17 protein-coding genes are annotated in these 26,931 nt (G+C 51.6%); 12 read left to right on the top strand and 5 right to left on the bottom strand.

Annotated features, from left to right (window positions below; translation table 11 throughout):
- Positions 1 to 270: 270 nt before the first annotated feature.
- The 9 genes from ACE5LO_RS16990 (at position 271) to ACE5LO_RS16950 (ending at position 17,836) form a co-directional block, all read left to right on the top strand.
- Positions 271 to 2,052, top strand: coding sequence for a sensor histidine kinase (locus ACE5LO_RS16990; RefSeq protein ID WP_375521201.1), 1,782 nt, complete (start codon positions 271 to 273; stop codon positions 2,050 to 2,052).
- The gene (locus ACE5LO_RS16985; RefSeq protein ID WP_375521200.1) at positions 2,053 to 3,558 is read left to right on the top strand and encodes a response regulator; all 1,506 of its coding nucleotides are present in this window, start codon (positions 2,053 to 2,055) and stop codon (positions 3,556 to 3,558) included.
- Between the two features lie 146 nt (positions 3,559 to 3,704).
- Positions 3,705 to 5,186: an ABC transporter substrate-binding protein gene (locus ACE5LO_RS16980; RefSeq protein ID WP_375521199.1), complete on the top strand. Its 1,482-nt coding sequence runs from the start codon at positions 3,705 to 3,707 to the stop codon at positions 5,184 to 5,186.
- Between the two features lie 83 nt (positions 5,187 to 5,269).
- Complete coding sequence (locus ACE5LO_RS16975; protein ID WP_375521198.1) at positions 5,270 to 6,199, top strand: ABC transporter permease; 930 nt, start codon at positions 5,270 to 5,272, stop codon at positions 6,197 to 6,199.
- 25 nt (positions 6,200 to 6,224) lie between these two features.
- Positions 6,225 to 7,142: a carbohydrate ABC transporter permease gene (locus ACE5LO_RS16970; protein ID WP_375521197.1), complete on the top strand. Its 918-nt coding sequence runs from the start codon at positions 6,225 to 6,227 to the stop codon at positions 7,140 to 7,142.
- A 95-nt stretch (positions 7,143 to 7,237) separates the two neighbouring features.
- Entirely contained in the window at positions 7,238 to 10,480 is a 3,243-nt protein-coding gene (locus tag ACE5LO_RS16965; protein ID WP_375521196.1) for an alpha-mannosidase, read from the top strand.
- A 63-nt stretch (positions 10,481 to 10,543) separates the two neighbouring features.
- Positions 10,544 to 11,863 carry a glycoside hydrolase family 125 protein gene (locus tag ACE5LO_RS16960; protein ID WP_375521195.1) on the top strand — a complete coding sequence of 440 codons (1,320 nt, stop codon included), beginning with the start codon at positions 10,544 to 10,546 and terminating at the stop codon, positions 11,861 to 11,863.
- Positions 11,860 to 15,045: a beta-galactosidase gene (locus ACE5LO_RS16955; protein WP_375521194.1), complete on the top strand. Its 3,186-nt coding sequence runs from the start codon at positions 11,860 to 11,862 to the stop codon at positions 15,043 to 15,045. The genes ACE5LO_RS16960 and ACE5LO_RS16955 overlap by 4 nt, the downstream gene beginning before the upstream one ends.
- Positions 15,046 to 15,049: 4 nt before the next feature.
- Positions 15,050 to 17,836, top strand: coding sequence for an alpha-mannosidase (locus tag ACE5LO_RS16950; protein WP_375521193.1), 2,787 nt, complete (start codon positions 15,050 to 15,052; stop codon positions 17,834 to 17,836).
- 142 nt (positions 17,837 to 17,978) lie between these two features.
- On the opposite strand, the gene ACE5LO_RS16945 is transcribed toward ACE5LO_RS16950, so the two are convergent.
- Positions 17,979 to 18,338: a hypothetical protein gene (locus tag ACE5LO_RS16945; protein WP_375521192.1), complete on the bottom strand. Its 360-nt coding sequence runs from the start codon at positions 18,336 to 18,338 to the stop codon at positions 17,979 to 17,981.
- Positions 18,339 to 18,711: 373 nt separating this feature from the next.
- A complete protein-coding gene (locus ACE5LO_RS16940) occupies positions 18,712 to 19,578 on the bottom strand; it encodes a hypothetical protein (protein ID WP_375521191.1) in 867 nt (288 codons plus the stop codon).
- Positions 19,579 to 19,886: 308 nt separating this feature from the next.
- On the opposite strand from ACE5LO_RS16940, the gene ACE5LO_RS16935 reads away from it, so the two are divergent.
- From ACE5LO_RS16935 to ACE5LO_RS16925, 3 genes are all read left to right on the top strand, one after another.
- Positions 19,887 to 21,425, top strand: a complete 1,539-nt coding sequence (locus ACE5LO_RS16935) for an FAD-dependent oxidoreductase (protein WP_375521190.1) — start codon at positions 19,887 to 19,889, stop codon at positions 21,423 to 21,425.
- Positions 21,426 to 21,591: 166 nt separating this feature from the next.
- Complete coding sequence (locus ACE5LO_RS16930) at positions 21,592 to 24,267, top strand: YhgE/Pip family protein (RefSeq protein WP_375521189.1); 2,676 nt, start codon at positions 21,592 to 21,594, stop codon at positions 24,265 to 24,267.
- Positions 24,268 to 24,388: 121 nt separating this feature from the next.
- Positions 24,389 to 24,784 carry a MerR family transcriptional regulator gene (locus ACE5LO_RS16925; RefSeq protein ID WP_375521188.1) on the top strand — a complete coding sequence of 132 codons (396 nt, stop codon included), beginning with the start codon at positions 24,389 to 24,391 and terminating at the stop codon, positions 24,782 to 24,784.
- A gap of 116 nt (positions 24,785 to 24,900) precedes the next feature.
- Here the strand turns inward: ACE5LO_RS16925 and ACE5LO_RS16920 are convergent, their stop codons facing one another.
- The 3 genes from ACE5LO_RS16920 to ACE5LO_RS16910 are packed head-to-tail and all read right to left on the bottom strand — an operon-like array spanning position 24,901 to position 26,806.
- A complete protein-coding gene (locus tag ACE5LO_RS16920) occupies positions 24,901 to 25,830 on the bottom strand; it encodes an NAD(P)-dependent oxidoreductase (RefSeq protein WP_375521187.1) in 930 nt (309 codons plus the stop codon).
- Between the two features lie 57 nt (positions 25,831 to 25,887).
- Positions 25,888 to 26,643: an NAD(P)-dependent oxidoreductase gene (locus ACE5LO_RS16915; RefSeq protein WP_375521186.1), complete on the bottom strand. Its 756-nt coding sequence runs from the start codon at positions 26,641 to 26,643 to the stop codon at positions 25,888 to 25,890.
- Positions 26,552 to 26,806 (bottom strand): hypothetical protein, encoded by a 255-nt coding sequence (locus ACE5LO_RS16910; RefSeq protein WP_375521185.1) that lies wholly within the window; start codon positions 26,804 to 26,806, stop codon positions 26,552 to 26,554. Before ACE5LO_RS16910 ends, ACE5LO_RS16915 begins: the two co-directional genes overlap by 92 nt.
- Positions 26,807 to 26,931 lie beyond the last annotated feature (125 nt).

Here is a 26,931-nt window from a genome sequence, read left to right as displayed (position 1 = left end):
ACTGGAAGAAAGTCATTTCAAATAGGGTCAAATTAAAGATTTCAGGTGCAAACTAAAGAAAATATGGAAGTGAGAGGTTCATGTGAGCGGCAGGATGCTATACTTTTGGGTAAGTGGAATGAAGCATCGACGCAGCCTTTGGAGCAAGCAGCAACGTGAGCTTAGGCATTTCTTCAAGAAGACTTGCGAGGAGTTCGGGCGACTGGGAGGTAGAGTCATATTTTTAAAATTGTGAGCGTTTTCAATGATTATATAAAAAATAACATGTTCATGAGAATGCTGTTCATTTTTTCATTCATCTCTATTATTACGATCATCACGCTGTCCTATATCGTCTTTAGATCGATTGCGGATGCAACGATCCGGCGGGAGCTTGAGGTGCAGAAAGCTGCTATGGAAAGCGTGGATGGTTATATCCGCCAGCAGTATGAGGCCGTGCAGGATATGGTGAGCGATCTGCACCGGAATGAGGCGTTGTCGGCGAATACCTCCTATTTCATGGAGCATACCTATGCCGATTATGTGCAGCATCTGACAGAAGGCTTTTACACGAACAGAGATGATTATTCCACGGATACACAGACACATTTTCAGAACCTGGTGGAAGAACATGCGAATATCCGCCATGTGCTGCTGTACAGTGCGGAGCAGCAATATTTGTCGAACTTCAGCCGGAATATGGAATTCAAGCAGCGGCATGAGAATACTGCCCATTCTTTTGTGCCTGACGTGATGGCGATGGAAACACCTAATATTAGCGCGCCAAACTACTGGGTCCGTAAAACCATTGATGAATGGGACCCTGCGCTTTATGCGATTCGTGTACCGATCAACAATAAGCAGACGCTCAAAAATGTCGGGCAGTTCATGGTATTCCTCGATTCGCAGTCGATTGGCCAAGCGCTGGCGAACTACAAGAACAGCCTCAAGGGAGATATCGTTGTGTTATCCGCACAAGGCACGGTGCTCTTCGACTCCAGCGGACAGTATTATGGGCGCAGCTATCCTTATGTGAATGTGGAGAATGCCTTGTTTGACAGCACGGGGGCAGGCGTGATGAACAAGGTGCAGGACCGCTATGTCAATCAGTTAATCTCTGCCGATGAGGGTTATGTTGTGATTGGTTCCGTTCCGAAAAGCGATATTGCCGGGGCCTACGCAGCCATCCGTAATACGATTGTGCTGTTCAGCCTCCTGTGCCTTTTATTTGCCATCCTGGTACCGGCGTTTTTCATTATGAATTTTGCCAAACGGACACGCAGAATTATCCGGTTCATGCATAAGGTGAAGGAAGGTGATCTTACCGCCCGCATCCATGATACACGTGAGGACGAGCTGGGGCAGATTGCCAGCAGCTTCAACGACATGCTCGTGGAAATGAATCAATATATAGACCGTGTATACAAGGCGGAGATCCGGCAGAAGGAGACGGAGCTGGTGGCACTGCAGGCGCGGATTAATCCGCATTTTCTGTACAATACGCTGGAGGTCATCCGCATGAGGGCGGTGTCGCAGGGAGCGAGGGACGTCGGGGATATGATCTACAGTCTGTCCGTTTTATTCAAAAGCCAGGTACAGCAGAAAAGCAACCATACCTTGAAGGATGAGCTGGAGGCCTGCCGCCTCTATCTGGAGCTGTTCCGTATTCGCTATAAGGATATCTTTATTTATAAGATCAAGGTGGATTCCAGGTTTTATGCCTGCCCGGCTGTCAAGCTGTCGCTGCAGCCGCTTGTCGAAAATTATGTGATCCATGGCATTCGCACCGAGCGCACGGACAATAAGCTGGAGATTGAGGTAATGGAAGAGAATGGCGTGCTGATGATTGAAGTGCGCGATAATGGCAAAGGAATAACGGCTGATCGTCTGGATGAAATCCGTCAGGAGCTGGCGTGCCAGGAGGAATCGGGACGCATGTTCGGATTGCGCAGCGTGCACAGCCGGCTGCGGTTCCTGTATGGGCCGGACTACGGCATCACCATCGACAGCAAGCCAGATGAAGGAACCACGATTCAGGTGCGCTATCCTGTTGAAGAAAGGACAGATGCTTAGATGTACAAAGTATTCATGGTAGATGACGAGCCATTCATCATTGAAGGACTGTACGATATCGTGGATTGGTCCGCCTTCGGGCTGGAAATTGTGGGCCACGCGGGCAATGGCCAGCTTGCGCTGGAGCGCCTGTCGTCCCAGCCTGCGGATATCCTGATTACCGACATTTCCATGCCGGTGCTGGACGGACTGCAATTAATACGTGAGATGAGACAAAGGCAGCCTGAGCTGAAGGTCATTATTCTTAGCGGGTACAATGATTTTGATTATCTGAAGCAAGGGCTGCAGTTGGGGATTGATAATTATTTGCTGAAGCCGATTAATATTGAAGAACTGGAGGCCACGCTGCGTAATATCGTGACCAATCTGGACAAGATGAGACCCACTGATACCTACGGTATTCAGATTTTGAAGGATAATACGCTGCACCGGCTGTTAACCGGACAGATTGCGTGCAGAGAATTTGAGGAACGCGCCGAGTTCATGGGCATTACTTTGGATGGACCCTATATCGGGGTAGCTTCCATACGTGCAGATGCGGAGCAAATGCCCTTATTCGCAGCGGTGGAGCAGCAGGCGCGGGAGGCGGGCTATCCCGTTCTTTTTCACGATGTGGATGGGGATACCGTGATGATCGCCAATTTGCCGGATCGGGAAGAGAGCACTCATGTCTTTAAAGACTGGCTTGCATCGCTCGCGGCGGAGCTGGCAGAGGCCTATCCGTCGCTGCTGATCGGCATCGGGGGCATTGCGCAAGGACTGGAAGGTGCACCGGCAAGCTACCGTGAAGCGAAGAAAGCGATGGAGTATGTCATGGTCTATCCTGAGCTGAACATGATTGACTACGAACAGCTTGGGGCTGGCCGCGATCCGTCTGCTGCTTTTACGGTGTCGTGGACCGATTATGCAAAGCTGATGATGGCCCGAAATCAGGAGGGGCTTGCCAAGCGGATTCGGACGGATTTTGCGCAGCACAGTGATGGAATGACCCCTGCCGGACTTCAACATGCTGCGCTGGAACTGGTCATCCGCTTCAAGATGGAGCTGGAGCAGATCAAGCATACAGATGAATCGTCCATCTTCCAGACCGGGCTGCAGCGTGTATTGTCCAGTGCGACATTGGAGGAGCTGGTGCTCGCTGTGCAGGAAGTGGGCGCGGCGACCGTGCAGTCCCTGCTGCAGGATATGAAAAATCCGACGGTCGGCCAAGTGCTGAATTATATTCATGCTCACTATGCGGATGAATTGTCCCTCAAGCTGCTGGGCGCGCAGTATCATCTGCACCCGGTATATCTGGGACAATTGTTTCAAAAGGAAACAGGGGAGACCTTCGCGGAGTATATCAACAAATACCGTATTGAGCGGGCCAAGGAGCAATTGAAGAATACCAGCCTCAAGGTTCATGAGATCGCCCGCAATGTGGGGTATTGGGAGACAGGCTATTTTTACAAGCAATTTCGCAAGTATGTGGGCATATCGCCTACCGACTTCAAAACGCTGGGTTAGCTCTGTGTCAGAAATCCGGGTGTTCCCTTTAATTTGTACCCGGATTTATTAAGTTTGTATTCTTTATGAAACGGCTTTCATTCGTTACAGTTAAAGGAGCAAACGATAGAGCTAAGGCATTTTGCAAAAGGGAGGATCATAATTCGATGAATAAGAAAAAAAGACGATTGTCCTTCGTTCTGGCGTCACTGATGTCGCTCGTGCTTGTCCTGAGTGCCTGTGGCGGTGGAGGAAGCAGCAATGGCAATGACGCAGATGGCTCCACTGGTGAAAAACCGGTCGAGCTCATCTGGTACACCATCGGTACTCCGCAAAAAGACGTGGACAGGGTTATGGAGGAAGTCAGCAAATACACCCAGGAGAAAATCAATGCTACCGTCACCATGAAAATGGTGGATTGGGGCGATTATGCACAAAAGATGCAGGTCAATGTGGCCTCTGGTGAGCCGATGGATATTCTCTTTACTTCTTCCGGCGGCTTTGATTATGTACAGAATGCCCGCAAGGGGGCTTTTCTGGAGCTGGACGATCTGCTCGGACAATACGGCAAGGAGCTGACACAGGTCGTTGATCCGGCTTTCCTGAACGGCTCCAAGGTGGACGGACATAATTACGGCATCCCTGCCAACAAGGAGCTGCCGCAGCAGGAGGTATGGCGTTTCAACAAAACGCTGCTGGACAAATACAATCTGGATATCTCGAATGTGCGCTCACTGGACAGTCTGGAGCCGTTGCTGAAGACGATTAAGGAGAAGGAGCCTACGATCACAGCATTTGCGATGGATAAGCAGTATGTGCCTTATGTGCCGTATGACTATATTATCCAGAATCTGCCGATGGCCGTGAAGCTGGATACCCAGGATTACAAGATCGTCAACATTCTCGAAACAGACGAAATGAAAGCCGCGCTCAAGACGATGCACAAATATTACAAAGCAGGTTATGTGTCACCAGAAGCAGCCACGACGGGATCGACCAATGATCTGACCACCTCGGGCAACTGGTTCCTGGATCGTGCACAGACACAGCCCCTGGCGGAAAATCTGTGGTCTGCAAGCTACGGCTATCCTGTCGTAACTACACCGGCGAGTGATGCAATTATCACGAATATGTCGGTACAGGGCTCCATCATGGCCATCTCGGCCAATTCAGAATATCCGGAGAAAGCGATGCAATTCCTGAATCTGCTGAACACCGACCCTGTGCTGCGCAATATGGTGGATTCCGGTATTGAAGGAGTCCATTACAAAAAGGTTGATGACAAGTATATGGAGAACCTGCCGGAGTCCAAAAACTACGACATGCCGTCGTATTCACTCGGCAACAATATGCTGCTGAACCTGAATCCCAATGACCCTGACAACAAATGGGACGAATTCAAGAAATTCAATGCCGAAGGCGTTAATTCCCCGATCCTGGGCTTCAACTTCGATGCCAGCAAAGTGTCTACAGAGCTCGCAGCCGTGCAAAATGTGAAGGAGCAATTCTGGGCTGCCCTGATGACCGGCACACTGGATCCTGAGCAGAATCTGGATCAGGTGATCGAGAAGTTTAACGAGGCAGGTCTGCCGAAAGTGATGGCCGAAGCCCAAACCCAGCTTGATGCCTGGAGAGCGGAAAATAAGTAAGGTTATATTCAAGGATCGGGCGGTCGCAAGTGCGCCCGGTCCTTTTGTATAGTTGATCAATTCCATTACAGGAGGGATAACAAATGGCTGCATTTTTCAAGAACCTGCTCAAAAATAAAGTCATGCTGTTCATGGTGCTGCCTGGAGCCGTTTGGTTCTTCTTTTTCTCATATCTGCCCCTTGTAGGCACCGTTGCTGCCTTCAAGCAGTACCGGTTCAGCCGTGAGGGCTTCTGGGCAAGCCTGGCCAAGAGTGATTGGGTCGGCTGGGATAACTTCAAATTTATTTTCAGCAACAATGACGCACTGCTGATTACACGTAACACACTGCTGTACAATCTGGCGATTATTTTTCTGGGCCTCGTATTTGCCGTGGGCCTGGCTATTCTGCTCTCTGAGCTGATCAACAAACGGCTGGCCAAAATCTATCAGACGGGCATGTTCCTGCCTTATTTTCTGTCCTGGGTCATCGTCGGTTATTTCGTATTCAGCTTTCTGAGCTTTGACCGGGGCATGCTGAATCAGATTATTGGCTGGTTCGGCTTCGAGCCGATCCAGTGGTACTCGGAGGCGAAATATTGGCCGTATATCCTCGTATTCGTAGCTCTCTGGAAGACCATTGGCTACAACAGCATTGTTTATCTGGCCTCTATTCTGGGCATCGACAAGTCGCTATATGAAGCGGCCATGATCGACGGTGCCAGCAAGTGGCAGCAGATTCGCAACATTACGATTCCTTTGCTCTCACCGATCATCACCATTATGACGCTGCTGGCTGTGGGCCGGATTTTCTATGCCGATTTTGGTTTGTTTTATCAGGTTCCGCGTGATTCAGGCACCCTGTATGCGGCTACCAACGTAATTGATACCTATGTATATCGCGGTTTGAAAACGACGGGCGAGATCGGCATGAGCACCGCTGCGGGGCTGTATCAGTCCGTGGTCGGCTTTGTGCTTGTTCTCATTTCCAACTATGTCGTCCGCAGAATCGATAAAGACAGCAGTCTGTTCTAAATACAAGATGAGAGGAGTGAGCGGTATGGTGCAGGCTGCTGCTAAAAAAAGGGATTTTCATAACATATCCCGCGGATGGAATATCATCCTGAATATCATCGGAGGTTTGTTTGCTTTTATATGCGTGTTTCCTTTTTTATTCGTGGTCATTATTTCCTTGACCGACGAGAAGGTATTGGCGCGGGACGGTTATCGGCTGATTCCGGCTGAATGGAGCTTCGCCGCTTATGAGTTTGTATGGCAGAGTGGAGATGCGCTGCTTCGTGCCTACGGGGTTACCATCCTCGTTACCGTATTGGGCACGATCATCAGCCTGATGCTGATGTCGCTTTATGCCTATGCAATTTCACGCAAAAGCTTCCGTTACAGACGATTTTTCTCCGTTTTTGCTATTCTGACGATGTTGTTCAACGGTGGCATGATTCCGACTTATATGGTCGTGTCGCAGCTGCTTGGTCTGAAGGATACGCTGTGGGCCTTGATTCTTCCGCTGGCCATGAATGCTTTTTATATTATGATCCTGCGGACCTTCTACGCGACAAGCGTGCCGGATGCCCTTATTGAATCCGGGAAAATAGACGGAGCCGGGGAATTTTATATTTTTCTGAAAATTGTAGTTCCACTGTCGCTGCCGGGTCTCGCTACCATTGGTTTGTTCAGCACACTGGGCTATTGGAACGATTGGTTTAACGCGCTCTTGTATATCGATAATCCGAAGCTGGTGCCGCTGCAATCGATGCTGATGCGGATTGAGTCCAGCATTCAGTTCCTGCAGCAGAATTCAGCGGGCAGTGCCATGAGTTTGCAGGCCTTGCAATCCATTCCGCAGGATACGTCACGTATGGCGATGGTTGTGCTGGCTACGCTGCCGATTATTTTTGCGTACCCGTTCTTCCAGCGTTATTTCGTGCAGGGACTTACCGTCGGTGCTGTCAAGGAGTAGGGAGATCATAAAGCAGGAAGATTTCAAGGAAAAACGTAGGCAGACATGTGAACGAACCACAAGCTGTCGATTTGCGGGTATGGGAGGTTGGATTTATGGAACGAATCAAAAGATTTATCCGTGAGCTGTCTGAACGGCAATGGCTGGAGCAGCAAGAGCTGCGCGGCTGGGACATTACACGTACTTACTATAACGTGCCGGGTGATTACAGGGATATGGAGCCTTATCCACAAGGGCAAAGCCTGGACCGTTATCCGAGCGAGCAAGGGACGACTTATTTCTTCAGATTGCGCCTGGAGGTTCCTCCTGCATGGCAAGACTCTCTATTCGGGTTTGTCTTTGAATCGGGAGGAGAAGGGCTCCTGCGTGTGAACGGGCGCTCCTACCAGGGACTGGACCGCAATCATACTTATGTGAGACTTGATCTGGACAGGGTGGGAATGTCGCCTGAGCTTGAAATTGAATTATTCGATCCGGTGCCTGAGCCTGTCGATCCTCTGAATCAGCAGGCGGTCATACAGCCGCCCATCACTTCCATCCGTAGCCTCTTGGTCAGACCGAATACGGCGGTGCAGAGCCTGATGTACACCGTGACGGTCATAAGGGATTCGGCTGTGCTGCTGCCTGAGGCAGACCTGCGGCGGGTGCGTTTGCTTGAAGCCCTGTATACCGCCATGGATGCGTTCGTTAATCTGGACAAAGAGGCTGTCCGCACAGGCGAAAGCATCCGTTTGATTGAAGAGAAGCTCATACAGGCTGTCCGTTCCATCGGAGGCTATGCCGAAGGGCTGGAGCATATGGTCGGCCAATCCCATATTGATATTGCCTGGCTGTGGCCGGTGCGGGAGACGGTGCGCAAGACGAGCCGCACGTTCTCAACCGTGGACGCTTTAATGAATGAGTATCCCGAATACAAATATGCGCAGAGCCAGCCGCTGCTGTATGCGTTTCTCAAAGAGCATGATCCCGAGCTGTATTCACGGGTAAAACAAAGGATTGCAGAGGGACGATGGGAGCTGGTCGGAGGCATGTGGGTGGAGCCTGATCTGAATATTCCGAGCGGTGAATCCCTGATGCGCCAGATGCTGTACGGCCAGCGCTTTTATCAGGAGGAATTCGGTATGACCTCCCGTATCGAGTGGTTGCCGGATACGTTCGGTTATTGCGCTTCGCTGCCGCAGATTCTGAAGCATGGCAAGGTGCAATATTTTATGACCACCAAGCTGGGCTGGAATGATACGAATGTGTTTCCATATGATCTGTTCCATTGGGTGGGCATTGACGGCACGGCAATGCTGTCATACCTCAATCATGGCGTGAACGAGCATACACTTCCGAAGGACATTCATGATCACTGGCAATCCTATCGTGAAAAAGCCGTGCATCCCGAGCAAATGCTGCTCTACGGGCACGGTGACGGCGGCGGCGGTGTTACACGCGAGATGCTTGAATATATCGAACGCTCCGAGCTCATGGTCGGACAGCCTGCCAGCAGGTACAGCACGGCCACGGAGTTTTTTGCAGGTATGGAACTGGAGCAGCCGCGTATTCCCGAATGGCACGGCGATTTGTATCTGGAGCTGCATCGGGGCACCTACACGACACATGGCCGCAACAAGCGTAACAACCGCAAGGCAGAGGTGCTGTACCGGGAAGCAGAGCTGTGGAATACGATCGCCTGGCCAGACATGATTCAGGAGCAGCGGGGGGAGGTCTATTCCATGCTGCACGAAGGCTGGAAGCTGATCCTGCTCAATCAATTTCACGATATTATTCCAGGCTCGGCCATAACCGAATCTTACGTGACCTCGGATAAAGAGTATGAGCAGGTGTTCAAGCTGGGGCAGCAGGCTTTGCAGGAAGGGTTGAAGGCGCTGGCCTTGTCCATTCGTGCAGAAGAGGGACCGGTGAATGCAGCGCCATATGTGGTCTTCAACAGTCTGGGCTGGAGCCGCAGCACGGTCATTCATATTCCGGTTGACGTAACGGCTGGTACGGAGGCTGTGGATGCGCAGCCGCAGCAGACAAAGCAGTGGATCGTGTTAGATGACCAAGGCCAGTGCCTGGCGGTGGATGTGGAGGAAGGCGGCGTTTCTGTGCTCGTGCCGGACATTCCCGCGTTTGGTTATAAGACGATCTGGCTGCAGATGGAGTCTGCGGCTCCGGCTTCGGAGCGTAAGGCGGAAGTGCTCCTGCCGCTGTCGGAACGGAGCTTCATTCATACCTGGGAGACGCCATGGTACGAAGTGAGCTTTAATGAACAGGGAGAAATGACTCGTCTGTACGATAAAGCAGCTCAACGTGAGGTGTTGAAGCCGGATGAGCGGGCGAATCGTTTTTATTTCTTCCATGATCGTCCGACACTGTGGGATGCTTGGGATATTGACCCACGGTACGAAGAGCAGGCTGCGGGCGAAGCTGAATTGCTGGAATCCCGGCTGCTGCTCTCTGGTGTGACGAAGGATGTGCTGCGCTTCCGCTGGCGGCTGCATCGGTCTGAAATTACACAGGACATTATTTTTTTTCATCACCAGCGCCGCATTGATTTCAAGACTCATGTGAGCTGGCATGAGGATCATAAGCTGTTGAAGGTTGGTTTTCCTATCGATGTGAGGACTGAGAAAGCCACCTATGAGATTCCCTTTGGCACGCTGGAGCGGCCGACGCACCGCAATACGAGCTGGGAGCAGGCCCAGTTTGAGGTGTGCGGGCACCGTTTTGTGGATGTATCCGAATATGGCTATGGAGTCAGTCTGCTGAATGATTGCAAGTACGGCTACGATGTGCAGGGAAGCACAATTCGTCTGTCTCTGCTGCGTGCGCCCAAATGGCCGGATAAGACGGCAGACCAGGGCGAGCATGACTTCACCTATTCCTTATATCCGCATGAGGGAGATTGGCGTTATGCCCATACCTTGCGCCAGGCTGCGGAGCTGAACCATGAAGCTCCCGTGTTTGCCGTAGATGGGCAGGCAACCGTCCATGCTGAAGACGCTTATATCCGGACTGCAAAATCCGGACGCTTGGGTGCAGGAGTAGGGGAAGGCACAAATACAGGTACAGGTACAGGTACAGCTACAGGTTCATGGCTTACCTTCGACGGTGAGCATGTCGTGCTTGATACGGTCAAGACGGCCGAGGAAGGGATAGGCACGATCCTGCGTTTTTACGAATCTTCGGGGAAGCGTGAGCGCATCTCACTGCAGTGGCCTCACCCCTACGAGCAGGCTTATATCTCGAATGCGCTGGAAGAGCCGGGAGAGCCGATCTCCATGCAGGACGGCCGGTTGGAGCTAAGCTTTGCCCCATACGAAATCAAAACGGTACTTATCCAATGAACTAATCCGATAAACTAATTCCGTCTAATCAGATGGATGAAAAGGAGTGCAAATTTTTTAGATATGGAACAGTTCCGACTACCCCAGATTCCGATGCCAGCACTTGAGCTGCCCCGCGCGGTGCAGCAGGTGCTGGAAGAAGCTGAACAACAACTGCAGCAGAGACCGAAGCTGCTGCAGTTATTCAAGAATTGTTTTCCGAATACGCTGGAAACGACCACCAAGCTGATGGAGGACGGGACAACCTTTGTCATCACGGGAGATATCCCGGCTTCCTGGTTAAGAGACTCTGTAGAGCAGGTGATTCATTATATCCCATTGGCCAAGGAAGACAAGGATCTGCAGCGCATTATCGGCGGTCTGATCAAACGGCATATTCAATATCTTCATATTGATCCTTATGCCAATGCCTTTAACGAGTCGGCAAACGACTGGCATTGGAATACAACGGATGAGACGGACATGTCACCATGGGTATGGGAGCGCAAATTCGAAATTGACTCGCCATGTTTTGTCATTCGTCTGGCCTATCTATATTGGAAGGAAACCGGATTAACGGACATTTTTGATGTCAGCTTTAAAGGCGCTCTGCGTAAAATCGTGGACCTGTTCAAAACCGAACAGCATCATGCGCAGTTATCCCCTTATCGGTTCATACGTAATAACGGCATTCCGACGGATTCCCTGCGCAACAAGGGGTTAGGCATGCCGGTGAATTATACGGGTATGATCTGGTCCGGCTTCCGTTCCAGCGATGATGCCTGTGATTTTCACTACAATATTACGGGTAATATGTTCGCGGTGGTAGCGCTGCGGCAGATGCAGGAGTTTGCGGAGTGGGTGTTCCGGGATATGGCATTGCTGCAGGAGCTTAAAGCTCTGGAGGAAGAGGTCGTTCACGGAATTCAGCTTTACGGCATCTACCGTCATCCGGAATTTGGCCCGATTTATGCTTATGAGACGGATGGCTTCGGCAACTACTGCCTGATGGATGATGCGGGTACCCCTGGACTAATATCGATTCCTTATCTGGGTTATACGACAGCGGATGATCCGGTTTATCAGAACACCAGACGTTTTGCGCTCAGCCAAGAGAATCCCTTTTATTATGAAGGAAAAGTGGCAAAAGGGATCGGCAGCCCGCATACACCGCCGGATTATATTTGGCATATGGCTTTGTCCATGCAGGGCCTGACAGCCCAGTCCGCTGAGGAGAAGCTGGAGATGATTCGTCTGCTGGAGGCGACGGACGGCGGCACAGGTTACATGCATGAAGGCTTTCACGCTGACGATCCGTCCATCTTCACCCGCAAATGGTTCGCCTGGTCCAACAGTCTGTTCTCGCAGCTCGTGTATAAGGCGCTGAAGGAAGGTCTGTTATGAGCCGGACAAGTGCTGTGAGCAGGCGCATTCTTATTTTCTGTGATACAGAATTTCCGGTCATGTCCGTGCTGCCTGATGCAGGCATATGGGGGGATCACGGAGATGGGCATGGGCAGATTCGGGTGGCACGGGCGGCGGAGCTGAATGAGGCGCTGGAAGGCATGGCGGCAGGAGACTGCTTTGTCAATCTGCATGCGCCTTATTTTCCCAAATCGTCGTGGATGGCCATTTTAGCTTATTTGAAAAGGGGAGGAAGCCTGCTGAGTGTGGGCGGAGCTCCTTTCAAACGTCCGGTGCGCCGTGAGGAGCAGCAATGGGTAGCCGAGGCGGAGCAGAGCGCTTATCATCAGGAGTTATATATTCATGAAGCATTAAAGGTAACAGCGGCTGCTAAGGTAACGGCGCTGCATGCCTCCGATACCATTCCTTTGCTCGCTGGACAGGAACAACTGCTGGAACCGGCGGACACCTGGAATTTGGTGCCTCATACGACGAAAAGCAGCGATCTTCCGCATCAGATGGGCTCTGCCGGACCTATGAGCACCCAGATTTATCCGCTGCTTACCGGCGTGAGTAAGGATGGCAGGCATATCGCGGCCCCGGTCGTGCTGTGGGAAAATTCACGCGCAACCTTTACGGGTTCGCGCTGGATGTTCGTAAATCAGCCGCTGACGGCTTCTTTCTGGGAGAAGGGCGGCGTGGCGGAGCTGTTGAAGTGGGCGGAGTTCTGTGCGAACGGTGTTACGGAAATATCGCTCAAGTCGAACTATGCTTCCTACGAGCTTGGGGAGCGGCCTGTATTGACGCTGCAAACGCAGATTTTGCAGCAGGGCAAGGAGCGCCGCATACAGCCAGAATCCTGGACATTTGAAATGCGGATCGAGCGTGAAACTCAGGGGCAGCAGGGTCCAGCTGAGCTGGTATGGGAGCATACGCTTCGTGCTGATGTGACCGGAGAGCAGCACTTTGAGCGTTTTCCATTGCCTTTTGATGTACAAAGCGGCCTGTATCGTGTCACCTGCCGTGCACAAGGGCTGGGCGGTGAGACGCGCCTGCTCCGCCAGGGCTTCTGGGGGCAGGATGCTGCGCTGCTGGCTGCAGGAGAGCTCCTGACACATGGCCGGGATTATTTTATGAAAGGTGATCATGCCATGCCTGTTGTGGGTATGACCTATATGGCGTCGGATGTGGCGCGCAAGTTTTTGTTTTTGCCAAACCCGGATGTGTGGGACCGCGATATGGCACAGATGGCCCGCGCAGGCATTAACTGGATTCGGACAGGGGTATGGACAGCCTACCGCAATATCATGCAGGTTGACGGGCACGTCTCCGAGGAGGTTCAACGTGCGATCGACGCTTTCTTACTGACGGCCAAACGTCACGGGCTGCAGGTTACGTTCACCTTTTTCTCGTTTACGCCGGAGACGTGGGAAGGGGTCAATCCTTATCTGGACCCGCAGAGCGTAGAGGCGCAAAAGCGGTTCATTCGCAGCATCGTGAGCCGCCATCGGCATACGACAAATGTTGATTGGGATCTGATCAATGAGCCGTCTATGTTTGATCCTGCCCGCATTTTCTCCAATGGACCGCGCTCGGCACGGGATATTTATGAGCAGGAGGCTTTTGTGGCCTGGCTGGAACAGCGGCACTGTACGATTGAAGCGCTGCAGGAGGCATGGAATATGTCGCCGCAGCAGCTCCCGGATTTTGCGGCTGCGGTCATTCCGGAGGCGGAGGAGATCAACTTTGATGTGCAGGATATGCATCAGGCTAAAAAAGGCACCAGATGGCTGGATTACTGCCTGTTTTCCATGGATATGCATAATGTTTGGGCGAAGCAACTGGTAGACGTGATCAAGGATTTGTGTCCGCAGCAGCTCGTTACGGTGGGACAGGACGAAGCGCTCGGAGCGCAGCGGCCTTCGCCGTTCTTTTATCAGCAGGAAGTGGATTATACGACAGTGCATTCCTGGTGGCTGAATGATGATCTGGTGTGGGATGGAATTTTTGCCAAAACGCCGGATAAGCCTTGTCTCGTGCAGGAGACTGGCATCATGTATGTGGAGACGCCGGATGGACGGGCCAAGCGCACGGAAGAAGAGCTGCATAACCTGCTGGAGCGCAAGTATGCCTATGCTTTCGCTACCGGAGGTGCAGGGGCGGTACAGTGGATATGGAACACGAATTTCTATATGGATAATGCCAATGAATCGCATATTGGTGCTTTGCGTGCAGACGGCACGGAGAAGCCCGAAGCGGCGGTATCTTATGATTTTGGACGTTTTATGCAGCAGATCGCCCATTTGTTCACAGACCGCAGTTTGGAGGATATCGCTGTGGTGTTCCCGTATTCCAACGACTTCTCGAACCGTGCATTGGCTTATGAGGCGACGACAAAATTGACCCGGGTTATGGCCTATGAGCTCAAGCTTCCGTTTCGTGCGGCATCCGAATACCATCTGGCCTCTTTGCAGTCCCGGCCCCCGAAGCTAATTATGGTGCCCAGTCCGCATAATCTGGATAGTGGTGCACTGAAGCAGCTGCTTCAACTGGTGCAGCACGCAGGCTGCCATTTGCTGGTGACAGGCCCGCTTGGTCTGGACGCTTACTGGCGCATGACGGACCGGGCAGATGGAATAGTTGGAGAACGCAGCCTGGGCAATGTACAGCGTGAAGAAGTATTAGACATTCAAGGCACGCTTCATCGTTTGACCTATGGCCGGCGCCGGATTGCCGAGGTAGCAAAGGAAGAACGGATACAGGAGCAGAATGACGGCCAGCCTGCAGGGGTGACGCATGTGCCGTTCGGTAAGGGAAGCATTCTCTGGAGCCCGCTGCCTGTCGAGTTGAACGGACGGGAGGAACCGCTGGCTGCCCTGTATCGTTATGTTGCCGAACTCGCAGGGGTAACAAGTGAGCTGGAGTGGCTTGCAGGAGGCGATTGTGCAGGCGTGTATGGCCGGAAGCTTGCTTTTGCAAGTGGTACACTGTTTATTTTTGTGTCCGAATACGCTATGCCTGTTCAAGTACATGCCAGAGATACGGTTACAGGCATCTCCTATGAATTTCTGCTGGAGAAGAATCGGTCTGTTCTGTTTGCTACCGATGCGGATGGCCAGCTCTTGGCGGTATATCGTCCTGAAGAAGTCGAGATTACACTACATGGGGGAGAGGTGGAATAGGCTCATGAGCCATTCAAAAAGAGCGCACATTATCTCACACACGCATTGGGATCGGGAATGGTATCTTCCTTATGAGGAGCACCATATGCGTCTGGTCAGCCTGATGGACTCGCTGCTGGATCGTTTGGATCAGGGGCCGGATTTCAAAAGCTTTTATCTCGACGGCCAGACCATTATCATCGAGGATTATCTGCAGGTGCGGCCGGATCAAAAGGATCGTCTGCTGAAGCACATTCGGGATGGCCGGATTGTCATCGGCCCTTGGTACATTTTGCAGGATGCTTTTCTTACGAGCGGTGAGGCGAATGTGCGGAATATGCAGGTAGGGCACAGAGATGCGCAGCGTTACGGGATACCTTCCAAGATTGGTTATTATCCTGACACCTTCGGTTTGGTGGGGCAGACACCACAGCTGATGCGGCAAGCGGGCATCGATAATGTGTTTTTTGGGCGCGGGGTGAAACCGACGGGCTTCAATAATACCGTATCGGACGGAAGTTATGAGTCCAGTTTTTCAGAGCTGTTATGGGAAGGACCTGACGGCTCACGGGTGCTGGGGATTCTGTTTGCCAACTGGTATTCCAACGGCAATGAGATCCCGGCGGATGCGGAGGAGGCCCGCAAGTATTGGGAGCGCAAGCTGGCGGATGCCGAGAAATACGCTTCGACCCACGAGCTGCTGTATATGAACGGCTGTGATCATCAGCCGGTACAGCTGGATTTGCCGGAAGCGATTCGCACGGCGCAGCAGTTGTTCCCGGATGTCGAGTTTGTTCATTCCAACTTTGCGGATTATCTCGCCGCTGTGGAACAGTCCCTGGATCGTGAATTGTCCAAGGTAAACGGCGAGCTGCGCAGTCAGCGCACGGACGGCTGGGGAACGCTGGTGAATACCGCCTCGGCCCGCGTCTATCTGAAACAGATGAACCAGGCAGGTCAGGCTTTGCTGGAAAAAGTGGCCGAACCGCTGGCGTCCCTGGCTCACCTGCTCGGACAGGAGTACCCGCATGATCACTTCACCTATGCCTGGAAGACGCTGATGCAAAATCATCCGCATGACAGTATTTGCGGCTGCAGTGTCGATGAAGTGCACCGGGAGATGGTCACCAGATTCGAGAAGAGCCGCCATGTTGCGGAAACGATTATAACAGACAGCGTGCGCCGCATTGCTGACGAGGTAGACACCACAGCATTTGAGCAGTGGGGAAAGGACGTCTGTCCGTTTGTGGTATTTAACACCTCCGGGTGGGTACGCAGCGGAGTGGTCAGTGTGGAGCTGGATGCGGCCCGTCTTTATTTCCGTGAAGGGCTGCCGCTTGCGGAGACAACCCGGCGCATGAAGGAATTAGACCTGTCGGGACGTATATTGGTGGATAACGAAGGCAAGGAGGTGGCCTGTACGGTAGAGGATCTGGGCCTGCAATTCGGCTATGATCTGCCGGACGACCGTTTCCGTCAGCCTTATAGTTGCCGCCGTGTACGGATTTCTTTTGAAGCGGAATGTGTGCCGGCGCTGGGTCTGCGAACGTATGCATGGGTGCGCAAGAGTGGAAGTGTGGCAATGTCCTCAACTGCTTCGTCTTCGCTGCTTGCAGGCAAGCGTGGGATGGAGAACGAATGGCTGAAGGTGGACATCGCGGATAACGGTTCGTTCACGGTGACCGACAAGCAGAGCGGACGAAGCTACAAGGAGCTTGGGATTTATGAAAATGTGGGCGATATCGGCAATGAGTACATGTTCAAGCAGCCGGATGGAACAGAACCCCTGACCACGCATGAGCTGCAGGCAGAGATTCGGGTGCTGGAAGACACACCGTACAGAGCAGCCTATGAAATTATTCATCACTGGGAAATCCCTGCATCCGCTGACGAGGTATTAGATCGGGAGCAGAGAGAGCTGATCTATTATCCACAGCGGACTGCACAGCGTTCCAAGCACACCGTTCCGCTGATCATTCGCACCGTGATCTCTTTAAGCCGCAGCGGTAAGGGAGTGGTTGTGGAAGCTTCCTATAATAATGAAGCCAAGGATCACCGTCTGCGGGTTTTGTTTCCGACAGATATTTTGTCAACGACACACAGGGTAGATTCGATGTTCGAGGTCGTGGTCCGTGATAATAAACCGGCACCTGAGTGGGAAAATCCGAGCAATACGCAGCATCAGCAGGCCTTTGTGGATGTAAGCGACACCGACGCCGGTTTGACGGTGGCAAATCTGGGGTTGAATGAATACGAGGTATTGCAGGATGGACGGAATACCGTTGCGGTAACCCTGCTTCGTGCGGTGGGAGAGCTTGGCGATTGGGGGTTGTTCCCGACGCCTGAGGCCCAATGTCTTGGTGAACACACGGTTCACCTGGAGATTATCCCGCATAACGGGGATGGGATAACCAACGGAGCCTACGCGGAAGCCTATCAATTCCAGATTCCATGGACGGCGGAGCAGACCGGGGTTCATGCCGGCGCTTTGACACCGGACACGGCAGGTTTGGCATGGAACGGAGCAGGACTGGCGTTCTCTTCGCTCAAGGTGAACCCGGATTCAGGTGACTTTATGTTGCGCTGGTACAATATGAGCGGTCATCAGACTGAACTGAGCTGTGGTGCTGCTTCTTCTGCGGCCGGGGCACTGTTCTCCGGGGAGGCTTACTGGAGCAATATTCTGGAGGAGCGGATCGACGACGAAAACCGTATGATGCTGCACCGTGCAGATGATGCATCGTCTGCTCAAGAATGGTCTGTTCAGGTTGGCCCTTGCGAAATCGTGACGGTAGGTGTGACCAGAAGATAGACAACTTGTTTCTGCTATGTCAGATTCAACAAAATAGACGCTTCCCATTACATTGAGAAAGTGGTTTGGGAAGCGTCTTTGTTTTGAGGACGATTGTGTTATTGGGATTAGATCATGCGGTCGGTTGTTTGAAGCGTATTAGTCAACTGAGCGATTTTTTTAAACTTTCCAGTTCAGCTTCGAATTTTAACTGGCGGCGATTTAGAATATCTATGCTGTGTCCATGTGTTGTCAATTCGGAGGATACTTTACGTTCAAAACTGGCTTGAGCGATATCGATCTGCTTGGTCAGGGTTAAATTCTCCAATACGGCCTGCTTGATGGCTGGTATATCCTTCGTATGCTCTTTGATGTCCTTAACATCTGTCTCCAAACTGTCCAAACGAGAGTCAATACCATTGAATCTAGAGTCCATGTTGTCTAAGCGAGATTCAATACTACCTACCCGGGAGTTCATTGATTTAAGCTCGTCCAAAATTTGGTTTAAAATTTGTTCGCTCATAATTCCATCACCTTTTTTTGAATTTTGTCATTAATGATTGGAATGTTAATCTTGTTGTAGAAGAATGCTCGTTTAAATCACTTTTTTACGATTCTTTGTAGAGCGTAAGATGTGAATACAACGAGAGGATCGGCGGGTGTTAATTATGTTATTTCAAGCGTATAGCGGCCTTTCGTTTGTATGAGCTGATTATACCATAACACGCAAATAAGCTACAATCTGAAAATTTTAGGCCGCACCTGCCGAAATTCATTCCTCGCTTTTCTCGAGCTTCAAGGAGCAACATACAACCTTTACGACCGCAATACAAAAAGACACTTTCGATGTTAAAAGATTTGAAAGCGTCTTCTGGTATACAACCTTCGGGAGCAGGCTATTCTTTCTTAATCCTGGAAGGATTATTAAGCTTATATGGAACCGGGTGTTTGACAAGCTTCTTTTTGATGATTTTGGCATCAAAGGTGAGCACGTCTCCTTCAGCCAGCTCCTGCTTCTTCATCGTGGCGCTGTGGCTTGACCAGGCTGCACCGATCTCCATCATCTCCGGCTCAAGGATCCTCACATGCTCATAAATGATGACCTCATCATCATTATCCGAGAAATGATTGGGAATGGTGGTGAACTCCTTGACAACAGCCGTCATGAGGACCTTGTCCTCGGGCAAATCAAGCTTCAGTGTCTTATCCTTGGCACTTTTGGACTTCGCCGAACCGTTGCGGCTGGCTTTGCCTTCAGGTGCGGCATCTTCATCGATCGGCCCCTCCGGATCGTGCTTCAGCTGGCTGCTGCCTGGTTCTCCGTCGAGCGTCTCCACAGGGACGCCTGCATCAGTGATAGTGATGCCAGAATCGGAAGTATCTGCCGACAGGCTTTCCTGCTCCTGGGCTTCAACGGCGTCGGACTTGTCAGCATTGAATTTCCCGGCAGCGGATGATTCGTCGTCTCCAGTCTGCTCACTTCTCGTGGTTTTGACGTTATAGGCGGAGGCCTGCATTTCTTTCAGATATGAGGGGTGGATGCAATGTTTCTGTCCGTTGTCCAGTTGGATGACCGCCGTCAGATCATCGACATATCCAAGCAGTTCACAAGCAATGTTCAGGCCGTTGCCTTTATAATAAAAGATTTTGAGCTTGGTGGCTTTGTCCGAAAGCAGGCCCCACGCTTTGCATTTGTCCAGCAGTTCGTCTTCATTCTCGAAGTTTATGTAATACGCAGGTTCAATCCTGAAAGCATAGGTCATGGTTTTGGGTTCCGTCCTTTCACATCTTGTCTCGTTTCCCTAGTGTAGCATAGATGGCTGCCGGCTTCATCCAAAATGGAAAGAAGAACAACGATCCAGTGTACCCGGCTGCACACCATCACTTGTTATACATCATCAAGAATAGTTTGACCGGTTTAGCGTGAAGTCAGTACTGTTGAAAAACATATAGGTCTGTGCTACCATGCGGAAGTTGGGAGGTTGCAAAAAAATATGCTAGATTTAATTTAAAAAAGGCAGCGGCATGATCGATTGCTCGAACTGCATTTGAAGGGAAGTCGGAAAGAACCATGAAAAGATGGAAATATACCGTGGGTGGTATTTGTGCAGTCATTGCTGCCATACTGCTCATATTATGGATGGTCCCATCCCCGACAGAGAAGATGGGGAATGAAGTCAGCGTAAGTCCTCCTGAACCGCTGGCAAGTGGAAGTAATGCAAGCCCTCCTGCAGCGATAAAAAGTGAAAATGGCGCAAGTCCTCTTGAACCATGTGATGAGGGATGCGAGAAGTATGATGTTGTAGTCATCGGCAGCGAGATCCAGGGGGTGCTACTCGCCGGAGAAGCGCGTAACCACGGATTGCGTGTGCTGATTCTTGACCCCCGCAGCAAGCCGGGCGGTGAGCTTACGCTGGCGCAGATGCAGTTTCTGGACGAGCCCAATGACAAGAACAAGCAGAGCCTGGTACAAGGGGATATCAAGCCTTTATTTGATGGTTACAAGCGGGGGAAGATTCGCACAGCAGCTGAATTCGATCGGTATTACAACAAAATGGTCGAGGGAATTCCGATGGAAAGCGGGATTAAGATTCAATCCGTGGAGACGGATGCCTTGCAGCAGGGAAAGACTTTAACCACGCTGACCTATCAAACGCCGGACGCCGGGATACATAAGGTTCAGGCCAATTACTGGGTGGAGAATACCGATTTTGCGGCACTGACCAACAAGCTGGGAGTAAAGCGTATCCCCGGAATGGAGAGCCTGTACAACGTTGCTGATCATGAGCCTGATTATATGGCAGCGACACTCATGCTCAAATTCAAGAAGGTCAACTGGGGCAGACTGCATCAGGCTGTACTTGAAGACTATCCGCTGACGAATGTGGTGGAGAAATACGGTCCTAATACATATGTAGACTGGAATATTGCAACAGGCTTCAGCAATATTATGAGTAATTACAAGCCGCAGGATTCGCAGCTGGTGCTAAGGGGAATGAATACCGTGGATCAGAAGCACGGGGAGGCTATTATGAATGCGCTGTTGATCTACGGAGTAGACCCTGCCGACCCGGAGTCGGTTCAGGAGGCTATTCGCAAGGGAGAGAAGGAGGCCCCGTTCATACTGGAGTTCCTCCGCGAGAACATCCCGGGTTTTGCGAAGGCGGAGCTTAACGGTTTTCCGGAGTATTTGTACATCCGTGATTATAACCGATATGAGACGGAGTATGTTCTGCAGTACGATGACGTTAAAAATGGCCACATGTTCTGGGATAACGTAAGTATCGGCGGTTATTCGATTGATCTGCAGGGAACCAAAAAGATACCTAAAGGGATTGGCTTCGGGAAGACCGACCGGTATGGCATGCCGCTTCGTTCCTTCGAGCTTAAGGGTTATGACAACGTGCTCGTTGTAGGTAAAAACGTCGGCGCCTCCATCAAAGCTTACGGCAGCGCCAGAATCATGCCAAATACGGCACTTGCCGCGCAGACGATAGGAATTATACTCGGCCGGGAGCATGATAAGCGTTTGAAGGAATTGACCCCGGATGATTTTCAACGAATTCACGCTTACCTGCAGAAAGATTACGATATTGTGTTGAACCATTGATGCGGTATCGGCAACCCGGGGTTCTGTAAAACAATCAATGAAACAGAAAAAGCCCGTTAGATCCCTTGAGAAAATCAAGGATTTAACGGGCTTTACGTATATTTGTGCATTTATGGTAAACTTCCGATATGGTCAGGGACAAATACATCCAAAGAAGGGGCTTTGCATGAGGAACATTTGGCAGATTTACATAAATGACTGGAAAAATGTATTCAAGGTGTCCACAGGCGTGCTGCTGGTTATTGCTATTATTTTTCTGCCTTCGGTGTATGCCTGGGTGAATTTAAAGGCGATGTGGGACCCGTATGCCAATACTTCCGGGATCAAGGTGGCTGTTACAAGCGAGGACCAGGGCGCGGAGATGAACGGCACGAAGATCAATATCGGGGATGAAGTGATTAACAGCTTGAAAAGCAACACCAAACTTGGGTGGACATTCGTGGACCGCGAGGAAGCCAGCAGAGGGATAGAGGAGGGGGATTATTATGCCAGTCTCCTGATCCCGCAGGATTTTTCCAGCAAGATTGCCAGCATATTGACCGCGAATCCGCAGAAACCGCAGATCGTGTATACGGTCAACGAAAAGCTGAATGCGGTGGCAACGAAAATTACATCCTCAGGCGCAACCTCGCTGACCAATCAAATCAGCAGCAACTTTATTGAATCAGCAAGCGAGGCTGTACTGAGCAAGCTTAAGGAAGCCGGCATCAAGCTTGAAGAGGAACTACCCACCATTAGAAACATCGAAAACCAGGTGCTGGAGCTGAACGACAGGCTGCCGGATATCGAGAAGCTCGGCAATCAGGCGCTGGAGCTGGAGGCAAAGCTGCCTGCGATCAAACAGCAGGGACAGAAAATATTGGCCCTGCGGGACCGCTTTCCCGAAATTAACGAAGCGGGACAGCTTGTTTTGAAAATTGAGGAAAATCTGCCGCTGCTCGACGAAGCAGCGAAGGTCGTGCTGCTGGTCCAGCAACGGCTACCTGAGATCCAAAACGCTGCGGACCGAATCGAGGAGCTTGACCGCAACTTTGGCCAGGTGGAAAATACGCTGGAAACAGCGCTGAAGGATCTGCAAAGCGCGCTTGAAGTCATCGGGGCAGCACAGGAAGCGCTGCCGAAGCTGGAGCAGGTTGCGGCAAGCGGTGGCAATTTTTCCGACAGCTTGTCCAGCTTTCTGACAGATAACCAGGGGGCGTTTGACTCGCTCACGCCGATCATCAAAGAGGACCTGATCCTTGTACAGCAAATTGCCGGCGAAGTGACTCAGCTTACGGACATGATCAGAGGCACGGATTTTGATCCGGATGAAGCCTCGGCCCTGCTGAACAGGGTGAGTGGACGTATTCATACGGCAACCGCAGTGCTGGGACGAATATCCGGACTGCTGACAGAGCTGAACACCTATCTGCCGGGTCAACCGCTGAATTCAGCCATTTCCCGTATTGGTGGGGTACAGGATCGTTTCGAGCGTCTGTCCACTGTCATGACGAGCATAGGCCAAGCCTTGCAGCAGGGGAAAAAACCGGCGGCCGATCTGCTGAATAATGCCGACAAGCTGGCCGGAGAGATCAGTGATGTGACCGGAGATATTTTATCCCGCTATGATACGGAAATCGTTCCGGCTGTCCAGAATGCATTACAACAGTTGCGGACCAGCGCTTTGAATGCCGCAGATGTGCTGAAGACAGCGCAGGAGCAATTACCGAAAATCGGCACCATTCTCACTGATGCGCAGAAGGCAGCCGAATTCGGACAGGAGGAGCTGACCCGTCTGCAGAACGATCTGCCTGCCATCCGGAACAGGCTTCATGAAGCGGTCACCACCCTCCAGGGGAACATGGACAAATTTACTTCGGCAGTGAATCAGGCTGCCGACTTTGTGAATAAGGATTTACCGGGCGTAAAGCAAAAAATCCATCAAGCCGCAGATTTCGTCCGCAACGATCTACCCAAGGCGGAAGCGCAGTTCGAACGGCTTGCGGATCTGGTGGAAAATAAATTCCCCGCGGTGGAGAATGCCATCCATCAGGTGGCTGGCTTTGTCCGTGAGGACCTTCCCGGCGCCGAGAGCTCCATCAGCCGCGCGGCGGCCGCCATCCGGCAGTACAGGGCACAGAACGATCTCGGCCAACTCATCTCCGTGCTGAAAGGAGACGTGCAGAAGGAGAGCGATTTCCTCGGAAGTCCGGTAGAGCTGAAGGAGCAGCGTCTGTATCCGGTACCGAACTACGGGTCGGCAATGTCACCGTTTTATACCACTTTGTCCATCTGGGTTGGCGCCATGCTGCTCGTTTCTCTTTTCAAGGTTGACGTTGAAGATGCTCAAGGAATATACAAAAGCTATCAGGTATACTTCGGGCGTTACTTGACCTTTGCGACCATCGGTATTTTCCAGTCATTAAGCGTGTCGCTGGGGGATTTGTTTTTACTGGGAACCTACGTAAAAGCCAAATTGCTGTTTGTGCTCTCATCGGTGCTGATCAGTCTCGTTTTTGTTGCCATTACCTATACCTTGGTGTCGGTTTTCGGTAATATTGGCAAAGGACTGGCGGTCATTTTCCTGGTGCTGCAGTTCTCAAGCTCGGGCGGAACGTTTCCGGTCAGCACGAGCACCGCCTTTTTCCAAATGCTGAATCCGGTCGTGCCTTTTACGTACGCTGTGAGCCTGCTGCGTGAAACGGTCGGGGGGATTCTGCTGCAGACAGCCATCAAGGATGTGCTGATGCTGATTCTATTCCTCGCCATTTGTTTTGTTGTTGCGCTGACCCTGAAAAAGCCGCTTGGCAAATACACGAAACGAATGGCCGAGAAGGCGAGAGAGACAGGGCTTATTCCCTAATTCTCTGTGATGAGATTATTTTTGTGAACAAGATAAGGCGGCTTGAAGCTGAGGTGGAAGCATGTGATATGATGGTTTCATCAAAATGGAATAGAGAAACGATGGGAAGGAGGCCTCCCCCTTGAAAATAAGCCAGCTTTCCAGAGCGACGGGTGTAAGCGCACGGTCGATCCGGTATTATGAACAGAAAAAACTGCTTAGTGCGAAACGGCTTGACAACGATTATCGGGAATTCGACGAGGCCGACGTCAAGCGGATCAAGACGATTCAGATTTATTTGGAGCTTGGGATGTCGACAAAGGAAATTCTTGAAATTTTGAAATGCCATGATACGTTTGACGCATATTCCGACGACGGGGTCTGCGACGAAATGCTCGAGGCCTACGAAGAAAAACGCGGAGAAATCGCCCAGCAAATTCAATCACTGACTGCCGTCCAGCAGCGGTTGGATCAACGCATTGAGCAAATGAAAGTCCGGCAATCCCTGATGACCACGACTAGCGGAGCTCCCGAATAAAATCATTTCTTAATCAGCAGCAAAAGGTAGAGGAAAGCCCGGTCCACCTGAAGATGGATCGGGTTTTCTGTTCTCAATTCGGCAGGAGGATAAATTACCTTTATTTTGAATTTAGGCTAACTCCGTTTCTCGCGGAGCAGATCGGTCAAACGGGCAAAGCTGTCCATGCCGTGTCCGGCGTCGACGGCTCGCTTGGCAATAACATGTGCTGCGAGCAGAACGCTGGAATCAATGCCATGGGCTTGTGCGGCATGAACAATATGCTCAATGCCCGCGGCTGCCGATCGAAGGTTGGAGCCCTCTCCCGGATATTGTCTGCTATCAGCTTGCTCGGCCATTATAGTCATAATTTCCGGCAGAATGCCGCTGATGTTTTGAGCGAAGGGAAGCAATTCTTTCGCGCTTATGTTCTCCGCCCGCGCCAAAGCGAGGGCATGCATGTAACCGCTCATGGACGTCCAGAAAATATCCAGAAGTGATATATCATATGCCGCAGCACGTCCGGGGTCTTCGCCGAGATGCACGGAAGTACCACCAATGCTTGCCAGGGTTTCGTGATAAGCTTCATAGACGGCCGCTGGTCCGCTGTAAAGGACAACGGCCGAGCTGTGGCCGATCGTCGTTGTTGGCGTCATAATCGCTCCGTCCAGGTAGGCGATTCCGTGTTCTGCAGCCCATTGTGCCATTTGGCGCGCGCGCTCCGGCGGGTTACTTGTCAGATTTACCAAGGTCCTTCCCCGCAGAGCTTCGCCAAGTCCACCGACGATCGCCTGTACGGCGCCGTAATCGAGGACACAAATAATCGTCAATGGACTTGCGGCAACAGCATCGGCGGCGCTCTCCGCAAGGATCGCTCCCTGCGCGGTTAGGGCAGCGGCTTTACCGGTCGACCGATTCCAGACGGTTGTCGGATGACCGGCTTCCAGGAAGGCCCCGGCCAGAGCTTGCCCCATCGGCCCCAGGCCGAGCATCGTTACCGGTGTACGATTCAGGGTTTGTGTTGCTTCGATAAGGCCTGTTTGGTGAAATGGCTCGTTTATTGTCATTAGAAATAACCTCCAATCGAATCGAGTTCATACGTTAGTTTCAAATGTGCATACCGCTTAAGCCAATTCCGGTTTTCGTAGCAGCTCGACCAATCGGGACAGGCCGTCGGCGCCGTAGCCTTCTGCAACGCCGCGGTTGATCAGCTCCTGAATCGGCGTCATGAGTTCGGCGCTTATTCCGAGCTCCCGGCAGGCGTCAATGAAATGGATAAATCCTGTCTGATTAATATGAAGGCTGGACACCTCTGTTCGATGATCGCCCGTATCCACCGCCTGTGCCAGATGAGGCAGGGAGGCTGACATGGCCTGAAGCCAGGGAACAACAAGCGTGGTGAACGCCTCCGCTTGGATCTGTTCCGAGCGAACCATGGCCACGGCATGGAAGAAGCCGCCGAACATCCCGTACATAGCGCTCAATAACGCCAGGTCATGCAGTGGAGCCAAGCCGGGATCCTGGCCAAGATATCTTGCAGCCCCGAAGCTTTCCAGTACTGGTCCATAGGTATCGAAAATCTTTTGCGAACCGCTGTACAGTAGAAACGCTCCTGGGGTGCCGATCATTTGCGGAATGCCCATGATTCCGCCGTCCAAATATTCAGCGCCCCGTTCGGCTGCCCAGTCTGCCGTTTGGCGTGCCTGTGCAGGCGTTCCGTTAGTCAGGTTTACGATCGCCCTTCCGTTCAGTGTATCGCTCGCTTGTTCGAGAATCTCGTTCACAGCTCTATAATCCAGCACGCAGATGATCACCAGCGGACTCGCCGAAATTGCTTCGCTCACCGTACCCGCCACCTCTGCTCCTTGTGCCGCGAGCATATCCGCCTTGTCGGCCGTCCGATTCCAGACCGTCGTCCGATAACCTTCCTTTAATAATGCCTAAGCCAATCACCGTAACTGACGGGTGATTGATGCTGGCAGTGTTCACCTCACGATTTATCGGGTTCTCGCTTTGCTTGATTTCTTCCATTTGAATCTTCATCTCCTTTCTGCTTGATTTTAAAAGGTTGACACAGTGTCAAAGTCAATATGTATTTTAAAAGATCGAATGAAGGCAATGGTTTTAAACACAGAAAGAAACATGTAAAATAGTGGTTGGCAGCGTTC

Origin of the sequence: Paenibacillus medicaginis (assembly GCF_042138635.1) — a bacterium.
Taxonomy (GTDB): Bacteria; Bacillota; Bacilli; order Paenibacillales; family Paenibacillaceae; genus Paenibacillus; species Paenibacillus medicaginis.
This window is presented reverse-complemented; position numbering and strand designations above follow the sequence as displayed.

Excerpts from the sequence above, each read along its gene's own strand:
- ACE5LO_RS16950 (WP_375521193.1), top strand. The coding sequence starts at position 15,050 with ATGAGCCATTCAAAAAGAGCGCACATTATCTCACACACGCATTGGGAT.
- ACE5LO_RS16935 (WP_375521190.1), top strand. The coding sequence starts at position 19,887 with ATGAAAAGATGGAAATATACCGTGGGTGGTATTTGTGCAGTCATTGCT.
- ACE5LO_RS16930 (WP_375521189.1), top strand. The coding sequence starts at position 21,592 with ATGAGGAACATTTGGCAGATTTACATAAATGACTGGAAAAATGTATTC.
- ACE5LO_RS16910 (WP_375521185.1), bottom strand. The coding sequence starts at position 26,806 with ATGAAGATTCAAATGGAAGAAATCAAGCAAAGCGAGAACCCGATAAAT.
- ACE5LO_RS16970 (WP_375521197.1), top strand. The coding sequence starts at position 6,225 with ATGGTGCAGGCTGCTGCTAAAAAAAGGGATTTTCATAACATATCCCGC.
- ACE5LO_RS16915 (WP_375521186.1), bottom strand. The coding sequence starts at position 26,643 with ATGCTCGCGGCACAAGGAGCAGAGGTGGCGGGTACGGTGAGCGAAGCA.
- ACE5LO_RS16960 (WP_375521195.1), top strand. The coding sequence starts at position 10,544 with ATGGAACAGTTCCGACTACCCCAGATTCCGATGCCAGCACTTGAGCTG.
- ACE5LO_RS16955 (WP_375521194.1), top strand. The coding sequence starts at position 11,860 with ATGAGCCGGACAAGTGCTGTGAGCAGGCGCATTCTTATTTTCTGTGAT.
- ACE5LO_RS16965 (WP_375521196.1), top strand. The coding sequence starts at position 7,238 with ATGGAACGAATCAAAAGATTTATCCGTGAGCTGTCTGAACGGCAATGG.
- ACE5LO_RS16940 (WP_375521191.1), bottom strand. The coding sequence starts at position 19,578 with ATGACCTATGCTTTCAGGATTGAACCTGCGTATTACATAAACTTCGAG.
- ACE5LO_RS16985 (WP_375521200.1), top strand. The coding sequence starts at position 2,053 with ATGTACAAAGTATTCATGGTAGATGACGAGCCATTCATCATTGAAGGA.
- ACE5LO_RS16975 (WP_375521198.1), top strand. The coding sequence starts at position 5,270 with ATGGCTGCATTTTTCAAGAACCTGCTCAAAAATAAAGTCATGCTGTTC.
- ACE5LO_RS16990 (WP_375521201.1), top strand. The coding sequence starts at position 271 with ATGAGAATGCTGTTCATTTTTTCATTCATCTCTATTATTACGATCATC.
- ACE5LO_RS16980 (WP_375521199.1), top strand. The coding sequence starts at position 3,705 with ATGAATAAGAAAAAAAGACGATTGTCCTTCGTTCTGGCGTCACTGATG.
- ACE5LO_RS16945 (WP_375521192.1), bottom strand. The coding sequence starts at position 18,338 with ATGAGCGAACAAATTTTAAACCAAATTTTGGACGAGCTTAAATCAATG.
- ACE5LO_RS16920 (WP_375521187.1), bottom strand. The coding sequence starts at position 25,830 with ATGACAATAAACGAGCCATTTCACCAAACAGGCCTTATCGAAGCAACA.